11 protein-coding genes and 1 pseudogene are annotated in these 13,622 nt (G+C 56.4%); 3 read left to right on the top strand and 9 right to left on the bottom strand.

Translation table 11 applies throughout. The annotated features are described in order from the left end of the window. Positions 1-2 precede the first annotated feature (2 nt). The 4 genes and pseudogenes from QZ862_RS11740 to QZ862_RS11725 form a co-directional block, all read right to left on the bottom strand. On the bottom strand, positions 3-764 hold the full coding sequence (locus tag QZ862_RS11740; protein WP_296018906.1) for an ABC transporter permease: 762 nt from the start codon (positions 762-764) through the stop codon (positions 3-5). Next, complete coding sequence (locus QZ862_RS11735; protein ID WP_296018908.1) at positions 761-1,699, bottom strand: ABC transporter ATP-binding protein; 939 nt, start codon at positions 1,697-1,699, stop codon at positions 761-763. The genes QZ862_RS11740 and QZ862_RS11735 overlap by 4 nt, the downstream gene beginning before the upstream one ends. 329 nt (positions 1,700-2,028) lie before the next feature. Continuing rightward, on the bottom strand, positions 2,029-3,201 hold the full coding sequence (locus tag QZ862_RS11730) for an extensin family protein (protein WP_296081554.1): 1,173 nt from the start codon (positions 3,199-3,201) through the stop codon (positions 2,029-2,031). A gap of 231 nt (positions 3,202-3,432) precedes the next feature. Beyond that, a pseudogene (locus tag QZ862_RS11725) lies at positions 3,433-5,251 on the bottom strand (methyl-accepting chemotaxis protein). Positions 5,252-5,516: 265 nt separating this feature from the next. Here QZ862_RS11725 and QZ862_RS11720 point away from each other — a divergent pair. Beyond that, positions 5,517-5,828, top strand: coding sequence for a DUF1883 domain-containing protein (locus QZ862_RS11720; protein ID WP_296100038.1), 312 nt, complete (start codon positions 5,517-5,519; stop codon positions 5,826-5,828). A gap of 63 nt (positions 5,829-5,891) precedes the next feature. Here the strand turns inward: QZ862_RS11720 and QZ862_RS11715 are convergent, their stop codons facing one another. Continuing rightward, complete coding sequence (locus QZ862_RS11715) at positions 5,892-7,208, bottom strand: replication-associated recombination protein A (RefSeq protein WP_296100035.1); 1,317 nt, start codon at positions 7,206-7,208, stop codon at positions 5,892-5,894. Beyond that, positions 7,205-8,611 (bottom strand): DegQ family serine endoprotease, encoded by a 1,407-nt coding sequence (locus QZ862_RS11710; protein WP_296100033.1) that lies wholly within the window; start codon positions 8,609-8,611, stop codon positions 7,205-7,207. Before QZ862_RS11710 ends, QZ862_RS11715 begins: the two co-directional genes overlap by 4 nt. Positions 8,612-8,810: 199 nt before the next feature. On the opposite strand from QZ862_RS11710, the gene QZ862_RS11705 reads away from it, so the two are divergent. Continuing rightward, positions 8,811-9,137 carry a lysozyme inhibitor LprI family protein gene (locus QZ862_RS11705; RefSeq protein ID WP_296038489.1) on the top strand — a complete coding sequence of 109 codons (327 nt, stop codon included), beginning with the start codon at positions 8,811-8,813 and terminating at the stop codon, positions 9,135-9,137. On the opposite strand, the gene QZ862_RS11700 is transcribed toward QZ862_RS11705, so the two are convergent. Together QZ862_RS11700 and QZ862_RS11695 are read right to left on the bottom strand one after the other, a co-directional pair. Next, positions 9,134-10,135: a serine hydrolase gene (locus tag QZ862_RS11700; RefSeq protein ID WP_296100031.1), complete on the bottom strand. Its 1,002-nt coding sequence runs from the start codon at positions 10,133-10,135 to the stop codon at positions 9,134-9,136. The two genes, QZ862_RS11705 and QZ862_RS11700, sit on opposite strands and share 4 nt — an antisense overlap. Before the next feature lie 160 nt (positions 10,136-10,295). Beyond that, the gene (locus QZ862_RS11695) at positions 10,296-10,973 is read right to left on the bottom strand and encodes an SDR family oxidoreductase (protein ID WP_296100028.1); all 678 of its coding nucleotides are present in this window, start codon (positions 10,971-10,973) and stop codon (positions 10,296-10,298) included. A gap of 242 nt (positions 10,974-11,215) precedes the next feature. Between QZ862_RS11695 and QZ862_RS11690 the strand changes: the two genes are divergently transcribed. Then, a complete protein-coding gene (locus tag QZ862_RS11690) occupies positions 11,216-11,629 on the top strand; it encodes a GNAT family protein (protein WP_296100027.1) in 414 nt (137 codons plus the stop codon). Between the two features lie 101 nt (positions 11,630-11,730). On the opposite strand, the gene ilvD is transcribed toward QZ862_RS11690, so the two are convergent. Next, positions 11,731-13,566, bottom strand: coding sequence for a dihydroxy-acid dehydratase (gene ilvD / locus QZ862_RS11685; RefSeq protein ID WP_296018921.1), 1,836 nt, complete (start codon positions 13,564-13,566; stop codon positions 11,731-11,733). Between the last annotated feature and the right edge of the window lie 56 nt (positions 13,567-13,622).

The raw sequence follows: 13,622 nt of genomic DNA, 5'->3' as shown, positions 1-13,622 counted from the left end.
GATCAGTTACGCAGCTTGTAACCCGTCCTGAACATCCAGCTGATAACCGCCAGACATACCGCCAGGAATCCCGTGATCATCACGATGCTGATCAGCGGGTTCACATCGGCGATCTCGTAGAAGCTCCAGCGAAACCCGCTGATCAGATAAAGCACCGGGTTGAAGTGGCTGACCGTCTGCCAGAAGGGTGGGAGCATATTGATCGAGTAGAAGCTGCCGCCAAGAAAGGTCAAAGGCGGAACGACCAGCATCGGGATCAGGTTGAGCTGCTCGAAATTCGACGCCCACATGCCGATGATGAAGCCGAATAGGCTGAAACTGATCGCCGTCAGCACGAAGAACAGCACCATCATGACGGGGTGGGCAATAGAGATATCGACGAAGAAGGACGCCGTGATCAGGATGATCGTGCCTATCATCAGGCCCTTTGTCGCCGCTGCTCCGACGTAGCCCGCCAATATCTCCGTCATGGAGATGGGCGCTGAGAGAATTTCATACACGGTACCGGTGAATTTAGGGAAATAGATGCCGAAGGAGCCGTTGCTGACGCATTGCGTTAGCAGGGTCAGCATGATGAGACCCGGCGTAATGAAGGCACCGTAGGACACACCCTCCACTTCCTGGATTCGCGAGCCGATGGCGGTGCCGAAAACGATAAAATAAAGCGATGTCGAGATGACCGGCGATATGACGCTTTGCAGCAACGTCCGGCGCGTACGCGCCATTTCGAACAGGTAGATGGACTTGATGGCTTCGAAGTTCATTTTTGTCCTCCTACCAATGCAACGAAAATATCCTCAAGCGAACTTTGCCGCGTCGATATATCTTTGAAATGAACGCCCTCGCCAGCAAGCGCCGACAAAAGCTCCGCGATCCGCCCCTGCTCCCCGTTGCCGTCATACTCATAGGTCAGACAGGAGCCGTCTTCCGAGAGCTGCAAATGAAAGGGCGAAAGGCTTTCCGGAAGCGTTTTGACCGGCGTCGTCAGCTCCAGAGACAATTGTTTGCGTCCGAGCTTTCGCATCAGAGCGGTCTTTTCTTCAACCAGCAGAAGTTCACCCCCATTGATCACCCCGACGCGGTCGGCAATCTCCTCGGCTTCTTCGATGTAGTGGGTCGTGAGAATGATGGTCACGCCAGACGCGCGCAACTCCTCCACCACCTGCCACATGTCACGTCTGAGCGCGACATCAACACCCGCGGTAGGCTCATCGAGAAAGAGAACCTTCGGCTCATGTGCCAGTGCTTTTGCAATCAGCACCCGCCGCTTCATGCCGCCGGAAAGTTCTCGCAGCATGTTGTCCTTCTTGTTCCACAGCGACAGGGATTTCAAAACGCGTTCGATCAGTTGGGGATTCTTGCTGTAGCCGTGCAGCCCGCGAGAAAACGATACCGTGTTCCATACCGTCTCGAACTGATCTGTCGTCAGTTCCTGCGGTACGAGCCCGATTAAAGCTCGCGTCTTGCGAAAATCCTTGACGACGTCATGCCCACCGACAAGCACGCTGCCCTCGCCAGGATTGACGAGACCGCAGATGATCGAGATCAGCGTAGTCTTTCCCGCTCCGTTCGGACCGAGAAGTGCCAGAATTTCTCCCTCCTGAATATCGAGGGTGATGCCTTTGAGGGCCTGAAAACCATTGGCGTATGACTTCGTCAGATTGCGGATGGACACGATTGGCTTGCGGGAGGACGTCATGGATAAACTTTCGGCAGGATACTGAAGCGCGAATATAGGCACGCAGGAGCGGAAACACTACACCCGGCTTGCAGTTCCAGTTTCTTCGACATCCGCATTATGATCCGGGAACTCTGTCATGAAGATGTGATGCAGACTGGCTAACGATAAATGCGGCAGGCTCGGCGCGATTTGACGGCAGAGACTGCCCGGTTTTCAGCACCGTTGCATATTTCGAGATATACGGCAGTCATACTGAAAGACATTTCCGGGCAGAGGCTTACCCCAGGACTCTGCCCTGTTTTTTTATGCGACCGAAAACCCGGCCACGGCAGGTAGAAAGCCTGCCGTCAGTCGCAGTGGCGATAACCGGACTTGCGGGTGCGAAGATCGAAATGGAAGTGATTCCAGTGGTTGGGATCGCTTCCCGGACCAAGAACCGTCGAGAAGTACTTGCAGCTGTCGGAGCGGACGGCTTTCAGCAGACCTTTTTCGCGGAAGGCAAAAAAACTCTTGGTGCGAACGTCTATTTCCTTACCGTTCTTCAACGTAATCGTCCCGATGTCGATGGCGTTGCCGCGGGCGTGTTCCGACCATGGATTGCTGGCCCGGGAATTCATCTTGCGGCAGGAATAACCGCCCATCGGTGTGATGCGACCGACACCGGACAAGTAGCGGAAACGGGATGACGGCACGAGTTCGAATTTCACCCACTTGGCAAAGGCCAGCGTCACCTGGCAGTTGAGCTTCACCGCCGGACGGATCGCGACACCGCTATCGAGGCCGCTGAGTTCTATGGGGTAATCGATACCGCAAGTGGGACCATCGGCAATGCGCGCCACATCGCGGAAGGCAACGCCCAATCTGCGAAGCTCGGTGCGGCAGGCAACCTCAGAGGGCGGCATCATGCCTGGCGGTTGCGACATGCGCCTTTCCTGCGCCGGATTGTCGGGCATCAACATCGCCACGTCTTCAACCGGTTGCGCCTGCCGACGACCGCCTGCGGGCGGAGGCGGAATAAGGCGGGATTGATTGGCCAGCTGGCGTGGCGGCTGTTGTGGCGGATAGGAGCCGCTGTCGGGAGCAGACACCTCGATATCCTGCTCTTCGGCAAGGCTTCTCCCCGGCGTCACACCAAGTCCCGCATCCATGTTCACGCCCTGCTCACCCTCAGCCATCTGGGACGGCATGTGGCTTGATTGCGGCTGGACGGGTGCGAGACGGCTTGCCTGCGCGTCGAGCGTCGAATAGCCCTGCCCCGCTGAATTCAGTAGTGGATCACGTGAAGCCTGCTCCCCCGGCATGGGCTGCGAAAGCGCGGATGGGTCATTGAATGGCACATTCTGGCTGACGGGCGCAGGTGGCGCACTGTAGTTCTGACGGCTGGAGGAGCGAATGGAACTGACCCGGGTCGCTCCATCGACGTCAGCGGGGGGCACCAACCCCTCCGCTGAGCACGATACGATCACCGCCGACATTGTCATCAACGTCGCAAGACGACGCGGAAGGGAAACATACGCCATACCAGAACCTGCACCTTCAGCGACCGCAACACGCGGCGATCAGGTCAAATTGTAAAGAAATCTGGTAAACGAACCCTTGTTGCCGAAGCAAAGAAAGTGACCGGCAAAGGCTTGTATGTTCGGAAACGAGACAGCGTCGAGTCGACGATGCGAGTGTCGAGCTTCTAGTAGCGTGGAAAAACGGGAGGGGCCGTCGCACGCAACGCCCTCCTGATCGGATCAAAACGAGACTCAGGCCGCCCGTGACATCGGGCCTCCAGCAGAAACGTTTCCAAGCTGGAAGCGTGCCAGAAGCGAATGCAGCTTGCGGCTCTCCTCAGCCAGCGTTTCGCCCGCCACTGTCGTTTCTTCCACCATCGCAGCATTCTGCTGGGTCATCTGGTCCATATGGTTGACGGACGTATTGATCTCCTGCAGACCGGTGGCCTGCTCGCGCGCAACCGTGGCAATCGAGTTCACATGACCGTCGACGCGGTTGACCAGCGATACGATCTCCTCTAGCGCTTCTCCGGTGGAGCGAACCAGCGTTACACCGCCACTTACCTGTTCCGCCGAACTGTTGATCAGCGTCTTGATCTCCTACGCAGCATTGGCGGACCGCTGTGCGAGTTCGCGAACCTCCTGTGCAACAACGGCAAAGCCACGACCGGCCTCGCCGGCACGCGCAGCTTCCACACCCGCATTCACGGCAAGCAGGTTTGTCTGGAAAGCAATCTCGTCGATGACGACGATGATCTGGCCGATCTTGCGCGAGGACTCCTCTATCCGGTTCATCGCCTCCACCGCGCTGCGCACGATATCGCCCGAGCGTCCTGCGCTTTGCTTTGTCTCCGTCACCATCTGCCATGCTTCATTGGCGCGTTCCGACGCGGTGCGAACTGTGGATGTTATCTCGTCCGGTGCGACTGCGGTTTCTTCCAGAGCCGCGGCCTGCTGTTCGGTGCGGCGGGAAAGATTGCCTGTTGCTTCGCTGATATCGGCGGCACTGACATTCACAACCTCGGTGCTGCGCGAGATTGTTGCAATCACGTCCCTTAGAGCGCCGACGGCGCTATTGAAGTCGGCGCGCAACTTTTCATAGTCAGTCCCCAATTGTCCCACTTGAACGGTCAGATCGCCACGCGCAAGGTTTTCCATGGCTTGTCCCAATGAGGCCATAGCAAGCGCCTGCTGTTCGGCAGCGGAACGAAGCACGTCTTCGCCTTGCCGGCGGGTGTTCTCAAGGGTTCTCTGCTGCTCGGCTTCGCGCAACTGTAGCTGTCGGCGCTCGTTGACGGAATTGCGAAGAACAAGCAAGGTCTTGGCCATGGCGCCGATCTCGTTGCGACGCTCGACGAACGGCACCTCAGCATCAGTGTTTCCATCCGCGATACTGGACATGCTCGTCTTTAGTTTTCCGATTGGAGCGGAAACACTGCGTACCACAGCCGTGGCGATAGCAAGCACGACGAGGGCGCTGACAAGGCAAATACCGATATAGAGAATCGCCCCACGCCAGAACATGGCATTGAGATCATCGACATAAACGCCGGTGCCAATGATCCAGCCCCCAGGGTGCAAAGCCTTCGACATAGGAGAATTTGCCGACCGGATCAGGCGCGCCAGGCTTCGGCCACTGATAATCGACAAAGCCCTTACCGCTCGCCTTCACTGTGTTGACGAATTCGACGAAGAGGAGCTTTCCGTTCGGGTTCTTGTTGTTCGTCAGATCGGCACCGTTCAGCTCCGGCTTTACGGGATGCATGATCATTTTCGGACCCATATCATTGATCCAGAAATAGTCATTGCCATCGTCGTAGCGCATCGCTGCAAGCGAGGCTTCGGCCTGTTGCTGTGATGTCTCTCGGTTCAGCGTGTTATTCTGTTCGAGATGATGAAAGTGGTCGAGAACGCCAACCGCTGAATGCGTCAGCGCTTCCAGTCCAGCCTTGCGCTCCCTCTCCATCCCGCCATAGCCACCGAATAGACATGATACCAGCGCTGCCGCCAGTATCGCTAGAAATAGGGCGACAAGCGCGTAAAGCCGCGTGGATATGGTTAAATGTTTTATCTTCCCCCAAGTGTAATCAATTATTGATATATTTAAGAAATTTATAAATTATAAACTGCACTCTTCGCTAATATTAAAATATATTTCATGACGGTATATATCATCTATACGAATTATGACTGTAAGTAAGGCTCACCAACCTTCCAGTTTTGTGGCGACTTGTAGTCGGCTTAAATAAAAAAATTGGAAAAACAATAGATAAAGTAATTGTGGATTAACAAATCGAAATCATGATCTCTACGCAAAATAAATCCACGAGAGCGATATGCCCAAACCTAATTTTCGCTACACCCATTACGATCTCAAAGAGATACGTACCGGTACCATTATTGAAGTGTCCTTGAACGCGGTTGCAAACGTGCGTTTGATGACGGCTGGTAATTTCCAGAGATTTACAGAACTGTTGGATTTCAAGTATGTGGGCGGCGTTGCACGAAAATCACCGGTACGCATAGCTATCCCGGAGACGGCCCATTGGCACGTCGTCGTGGATGGTGAAGGCCACAAAGGCTTGGCAGAGTCATCGGTCAAGATGCTGCCACCCAACCCGGCCACCGCTGCGCGCAAGACTGCCTGATCGATCCTCCGACAACACCCGAAGGCGAAGCGCAAACATACCCCGAAACGGGACATTCACGCTTTAGCGGGGGTTACGGTCCCGCCGAAGCTTCGACCACCAGTCCAGACGTTTTCGAATGTCTCGCTCAAAACCGCGATCAGGCGGATCGTAGAATGTTGTGCGCCCCATCTTTTCGGGAAAGTAGTCCTGGCCCGAGAAAGCATCCGGCTCGTCATGGTCATAGCGATAGCCATCGCCATAGCCCTCGCCCTTCATAAGCTTGGTCGGCGCATTGAGAATATGCTTGGGCGGCAGCAATGAGCCATTTTCCTTGGCTGCCCGCATAGCGCTCTTGTAAGCAGTATAGACAGCATTGGATTTCGGTGCTGTCGCCAGATAGACGCAGGCCTGCGCAAGCGCAAGCTCGCCTTCGGGCGAGCCGAGGTAATCATACGCATCTTTGGCGGCGTTGCAGATGACAAGCGCCTGCGGATCGGCAAGGCCAATATCCTCCACCGCCATGCGGACCAGCCGCCGGCCGAGATAAAGCGGATCTTCACCAGCGTCGAGCATCCGCGCCAAATAGTAGAGCGCAGCGTCCGGATCGGACCCACGCACGGATTTGTGCAGGGCAGAAATCAGATTGTAATGTCCGTCCTGACTTTTGTCGTAGACCGGAGCGCGGCGCTGGACGATGCGGGTAAGACCTTCGGTATCGAAGACTTCGCCTTCCCTTGCCGCACGCCAGACTTCTTCGGCAAGCGTTAGAACCGCACGCCCATCGCCATCCGCCATGCGAAGTAGCGACAGCCTGGCATCATCGTCAAGCGGCAGCGGTTTAGCTTCCGTTTGTTCGGCACGGTTCAAGAGTTCAAGGAGGCTTTCCTCGTCATGCGACTTGAAAGTGAGGACGCGTGCCCGCGACAAAAGAGCGGCGTTAAGCTCGAAGGATGGATTTTCCGTCGTTGCTCCGACGAGAATGATGGTGCCATCCTCCATAACCGGCAGAAAGCTGTCCTGCTGGGCGCGATTGAAGCGATGGATTTCGTCCACGAAGAGCAGCGTCTGCCGCCCGTTCATTCGACGCGCACGCGCCGCCTCGAACACTTTCTTGAGATCGGCAACACCGGAAAAGATCGCCGAGATCTGTTCGAATGAAAGCCCCGCCTCGCCGGAGAGCAGCCGAGCCACGGTCGTCTTGCCAGTTCCCGGCGGCCCCCAGAAGATCATCGAACCGAGCGAACCGCTCTCGATCATGCGACGTAGAACGCCCTCTTCACCCGTCAGATGCGGCTGGCCCGTGACCTGCGCAATCGTCGTTGGGCGTAGCCGATCCGCCAAAGGCCGCCGATTGGCGACCTCGGCTGGAACCTGGGGTGCAAAGAGGTCTCCACTCATCGCAGAAACTGCCGCAGACGCTGACCATCACGAATGATTTCCAAACGCCAGAAGCCGGGATTGTCGTGCAACGCTTCTTCCATCTGGGCACTGGATGTAATGTCCACGCCGTTCAGTGACACGATAATGTCCTTCGGCTGGAAGCCGACGCGCGCAGCGGGCGAGCCCCGAGCGACATCGACGATGACAACGCCGGTGGTCGTGGCGACCATGCGCAATTCGTCGGCAAGCTTCGGCGAGAGATTGGCGACCGTCGCACCCGCGAAAGGATTGCGGCCTTCCAGCAGACGCTCGTCACGCGGTGCGGTTTCCGGCGCGGTATCAAGCGCGATGGTAACGGTCTTTTCCTTGCCCTTGTCGATCAGTGTGATCTTCGCAGACTTGCCTATTCCTGCTGTTGTCAGACGATAACCCAGCGCGTCTGGATGCTCTACCTCGATATCGTTGACGGCAGTGACCACTTGACCAGGCTCGATACCCGCTTTTTCCGCGGGCCCGCCCTTTACCACGCTGACGACGAGAGCGCCGCGTGCGCGCTTCAGTCCGAGAGCCTCGGCAACTTCGGATGTCACCGGGTCGAATGTCGCGCCAACATAAGGCCGCTGGAAGCTTTTGTCGCCCTTTTCAGCCGCGGCAAGGAACACCTTGACGAGATTGGCCGGAATGGCGAAACCGATACCGTTGGAGCCACCGCCGCGCGAAAAGATGGCGGTGTTGATGCCGATCAACTCGCCATTCATATTCATCAGCGCGCCGCCGGAATTGCCCGGGTTGATCGATGCATCCGTCTGAATGAAGAAGCCGAAATCGCCCTGGGTCACCTGATTGCGCGCTAGCGCCGACACGATACCGCTGGTGACGGTCTGGCCAACACCGAACGGATTGCCGATCGCCAGTACCAGATCACCCACTTCGGTCGCGTCCGAGTTGCCAAGCGGCAGCACGGGGAACTGCTCCTTCGCATCGATTTGCAGCACGGCAAGATCGACGCGGTCATCTTTTAGCAGAACCTTCGAAGAAAACTCACGACCATCCGCCAACGCCACTTTGATATCATCGGCCCCCTCGATGACGTGGTTGTTCGTAACCACCAGACCGCTGGCGGAAACGATCACACCAGAGCCGAGCGAGGATTGCTTTTCCGTACGGTTTGGCAATTGCTGCCCGAAAAACTGTTCAAAAAATGGATCACCGGCAAAGGGCGAAGCGCGGCGCTGAACGATGCGCTCGGCATAGACATTGACCACCGCTCCGGAAGTACGCTTGACCAGCGGCGCAAAGGACAGCTGCATTTCAGTGCGGCTCGACGGCACTGCCTTGGCGTCCTGTGCCTGTGCACTGAACGGCGCCAGAAGCAACGCCGCCAGAAAGCCGTGGGCCATGAATTTCAACACGCGCTGCATGTGATTCCTCATCTTCATCAATAGGATGCAGTTATAGCGTCTCAGCCTATAAATCAAACGGCGGCAATATCATGACATGTGGCTTTGCGAGCGACAGCTCTACTTTCTGTGGAACTGGTTTGCAGGTCTGAGAATTTATCCGCCAAGATTTGATCAAAAAAGAGAAAGAAAAATGCAGTTTCGAAAACACGCACTGGCCATGTTTATTGTTTGCGCGTCTTACTCGCACGGATCGCCCGTCGGCGCTGCAAGCTTCGATTGCGGCAAGACCGATCTCGCAGCAGATGAAAAAGCGATCTGCGAAAACCGCGCTCTGAACGATCAAGACGTGAAGATGGCCACGACCTTCGATATTCTAACGCAGCTCATGGCCATGGGAGCCCGCGATACGCTAAAAACCGAACAGGCCGAATGGTTGAAACACCGACAGACCTGTGAAGCCGATGTCGCCTGCCTGACTAAAGCCTATGACGAGCGCATGGTGAAACTCGGCGAAGCGTTCCAAAGCATCAACCGCCCGCTTTAAACTGTCTCGATGATATCCGTCATCAACGCATGCAAGGCATCCCGGTAACCGGTGCGCGCCGAGGGCGCGTCTTCTCGGGATGTCATAACGACAGATAGCGCCTTCGACGGAACGATATAGAGCATCTGCCCGCCATAACCCCAGGCATAATAAACCTTCTCACCCGCCATTTCCTTGATGAACCAGCAATAACCGTATCCGTCGCCATTGAAAACGGAATTGGTCCTCTGCGTCCATGACTGATCGATCCAGCTTTGCGATAGAAGTCGCTGACCATCTTCAGTTCTGCCGCCACGCCGATAAAGCTCTCCGAATGCAAGCAATGAGCGCGCCGTCATCGCCATCTGGTTACCTCCAAGATAAATCCCCTGAGGATCTCGCTCCCAGCTTCCAATGGAAAAACCGTCCAGCGGCTTGAACCAATCGCGTGCCAGCGAGAGCGTAGAGCGGCCAGAGGCTTTAGTCAGGATTGCCGAGAGAAGATGAGTCGAGGCGGTGGAATAGAGCATGGTGCCGCCCGGCTCACCGTCGAAGCCAGAGCCGAGGGCGGTGCGGACCCAATTGCGGCTTGCGACCCAACGGCCGTAGTTGGGACCGGACATTCGAGCCAGACCCGCCTGCATCGACAGTAGATTGCCGATGGTAACGCGCTCAAGTCTCGGATCGGAATTTGCGGGAAAGTCCGCCCGAAGCACAGAAGCGATCGGCTGATCCGCACCTTCCAGGATTTTGCGATCAATCGCCATGCCGACAAGGGCCGAAACAATAGACTTCGAAGCCGACTTTATATTCGTCGACCCGTTAAGCGCTGCACCATTATAGGCGCGCGACGCAACTTCTTTGCCATCGACGCTAACGATCACAGTTTTTAGCGTCTGGAGTGAACCAGACCTATCCAAGACAGGATCGAGTTCTTTGCGCACATTCGAGGATTGCGCGGACACTTTGGTGGCGAAAGGCAGGGTGGCAAAGACTGCGAGTACTGTGCGACGTTTCATACGTGTCTAGGTAGGCCCTCGCACAGCCAAAGGAAGCGGCATCACCACCTTGTGACCAGAAGGACTTTATTCGAGAAAAGATTCTCCAAACAACGCGTCTGAGTGATTTCCTGAACCGAAACATCAACGACTTGATTCAACATTAGAAGAAACGCCACGTCTACTCTTCGTAAATCATCTTCCGCGTCATGCCGCCATCCAGGACGAGAACCTGCCCGGTCATAAAGCCAGCGCCAGTGAGATAGAGCACGCCATCAGCTATATCTTTTGGCCGACCAACGCGGCCTACCGGATGCTGCATCTCGTCTTTCTTACGCAGATCGGTTTCATCCGTTATCCAACCCGGCGCGATGGCATTGACGCGGATCTTTGGTCCAAGGCTGACGGCCAGCGCGTGGGTTAGAGCAACGAGACCGCCCTTGGACGCAGCATAGGCCTCAGTTTCGGGCTCGGACATGAAGGCGCGCGTCGAAACCATATTAACAATGCTGGCACCCTCTCCCATCAAAGGCACGGCTGACCGCGTCATCAGGAAAGCGCCAGTCAAATGGCTGTCGGTCACTTTCCGCCAGTCTGAAAGTGAGAGCTCATGGATCGGTCCGTTCACGGGACTCGCGATGCCAGCATTGTTGACCAGCAACTCAAGCCCCTTCCAACCAAGCTGATCGAAAGCGGCAAGCACAGAGGTTTCATTGCCCACGTCGCACAAAATATGGCGAGCCGCCGTCTTGCTTTCCTTCACATCGAAAGACGCGACCGTCCAACCGGCTTCCACCAAAGCCTCGATTATACCGGACCCGATCAGGCCACCGCCGCCGGTCACAACTGCCCGCTTCATAATGCTCTCCCTACCATGTCGTGCGGCAACGTTTGCGATAGCCAGGTTGTTCCGATGTTGACACCGGGGTTGAACCTGGCGAAGGCTCGCGCATCATGGGACGTATGAACAATGCCACCAAGAAACCTGCCGTACTGACATCAGAACGCCTGTTGCTGCGACCGCTCAAAATTTGAGATACAGCAAGGCTCGCGCGGATCACCAACGATACTCTCAGTACCCGCAACCTTCTCAAGACCACAATGCCTTTCACCGCCGTGGAATCTCGGCGACTGATCTCAAGGATTCTGAAAAAGAAGCGTCCGATTTGGGCTATCGAGAGCGGGCAGATCATCGGCCTGATTGGCATCTCTGGTGAGTTTGGAGATTGGCTGGCCCGCAGCACCTGGGCAAAGGTTACGCCTGTGCGGCACACGTTTATCATAGATCATGCGTTTCAGCGCTTAAAGGTCGAAGCGCTTCATGCCAGCTTGATCGCCGACAGCAAGGTATCTCACCCCATCTTGAGGAAGCTGGGGTTTCAAGAGGACAGGATCGCGAGCGTCTTCTGTTGCGAGCGGAGCAAAGTCATGCCTCTCATCCGTTACAAGCTTGACCGACATAGATGGGAAGACGCTTGGCTCAACCAGAGCTTACAAAGGGTCAACGTAACCTGACTCAATCTTGCAACGACGACTTTCAACATGTTGTAAAAAAATGGAAAAAACGCCCTCTTCAGAGCGTTTTCCAATTAACTCGGACGATGCAGAGCGCAAACTCACTCAGGAAGAATGCGAACTGCACCCTTGTCCGCGCTCGAAGCAAAGGCTGCATAAGCCTTCAGCGCAGTCGTAACATTGCGTTTGCGGAATTCTGCGGGCTTCCAGCCAAGCTGATCCTGCTCCGCGCGACGCGCTGCGAGTTCGGCATCCGACACCTTGAGATTGATCGTCCGGTTCGGGATGTCGATCTCGATCGGATCGCCTTGTCGCACCAGACCAATAGCACCGCCTTGTGCCGCTTCTGGAGAAGCGTGGCCAATGGAAAGTCCAGACGTGCCGCCAGAGAAGCGACCATCGGTAATCAGAGCGCAGGCCTTACCCAGCCCCTTCGACTTGAGGTAGCTTGTCGGATAGAGCATCTCCTGCATACCAGGACCACCCTTCGGGCCTTCATAACGGATCACGACGACGTCGCCAGCCTTGACCTCGTTGGACAGAATACCCTTCACCGCCGCGTCCTGGCTCTCGTAAACGACAGCCGTTCCGTTGAACTTCAAAATACTCTCGTCGACGCCCGCCGTCTTCACGATGCAGCCATCCAGCGCGATATTGCCATACAGCACGGCGAGACCGCCATCTTTAGAGAACGGTTTCTCGACGGAGCGGATGACACCGTTTTCGCTGTCAGTGTCGAGATCGTCCCAGCGAGACGACTGGCTGAAAGCAACCTGCGTCGGAACGCCGCCTGGTGCTGCCTTGAAGAACTCGCGCACGGTTTCGGAGTTGGTGCGAGTGATATCCCAACGGTCGATGGCATCGCCAAGCGTGGGTTCATGCACCGTCGGGCAATCGCGATTGATCAGGCCGCCGCGGTCGAGCTCACCCAGGATGCGCATGATGCCGCCGGCGCGATGCACGTCTTCCATATGCACGTCCTGCTTTGCAGGCGCAACCTTGGAGAGGCAAGGAACCTTGCGTGACAGACGGTCGATGTCTTCCATGGTGAAGTCGACTCCACCTTCGTGCGCCGCCGCCAGAATATGCAGAACGGTGTTGGTGGAACCGCCCATGGCAATATCGAGCGACATGGCATTCTCGAACGCAGCCTTGGAGGCAATGGTGCGCGGCAGAACAGTTTCGTCGTCCTGCTCGTAATAGCGGCGCGCCAGATCGACGATCAGATGACCGGCTTCGACGAACAGACGCTTGCGATCCGAATGAGTCGCGAGCGTTGAGCCATTGCCGGGCAAAGACAAGCCGAGCGCTTCGGTCAGACAGTTCATCGAGTTGGCGGTGAACATGCCGGAGCAGGACCCGCAGGTTGGGCAGGCCGAGCGCTCGATGATCTTGACGTCCTCATCGGACACCTTGTCGTCGGCAGCCGCGACCATGGCATCCACCAGATCGAGCGCAACGGTCTTGCCGTGCAGAACGACCTTGCCCGCCTCCATGGGACCACCGGAAACAAAGACAGCCGGGATATTGAGGCGCATGGCGGCATTCAGCATACCGGGCGTGATCTTGTCGCAGTTGGAAATGCAGACCATGGCGTCGGCGCAATGCGCATTGACCATATACTCGACTGAGTCCGCGATGATTTCGCGCGATGGCAGCGAGTAGAGCATACCATCGTGACCCATGGCGATGCCGTCATCGACGGCAATCGTGTTGAACTCCTTGGCAACACCGCCAGCCGCCTCGATCTCCCGGGCCACGAGCTGACCGAGATCTTTCAGGTGGACGTGACCCGGAACGAATTGGGTGAAGGAGTTGACCACCGCAATAATTGGCTTGCCAAAATCGCCATCTTTCATACCGGTGGCGCGCCAAAGGCCACGCGCACCCGCCATGTTGCGGCCATGGGTTGTCGTTCTGGAGCGATAGACAGGCATCTTCTTATTCCTCGGTTTTCTCAAACTCGCGGGCTTCTCTCCCAAGCGCGCCAAAG

The sequence above is a fragment of the uncultured Agrobacterium sp. genome (assembly GCA_913777615.1).
Classification (GTDB): domain Bacteria; phylum Pseudomonadota; class Alphaproteobacteria; order Rhizobiales; family Rhizobiaceae; genus Agrobacterium.
Note: the sequence above shows the minus strand (reverse complement) of the source record. Positions and strands in the feature narration are given on the sequence as shown.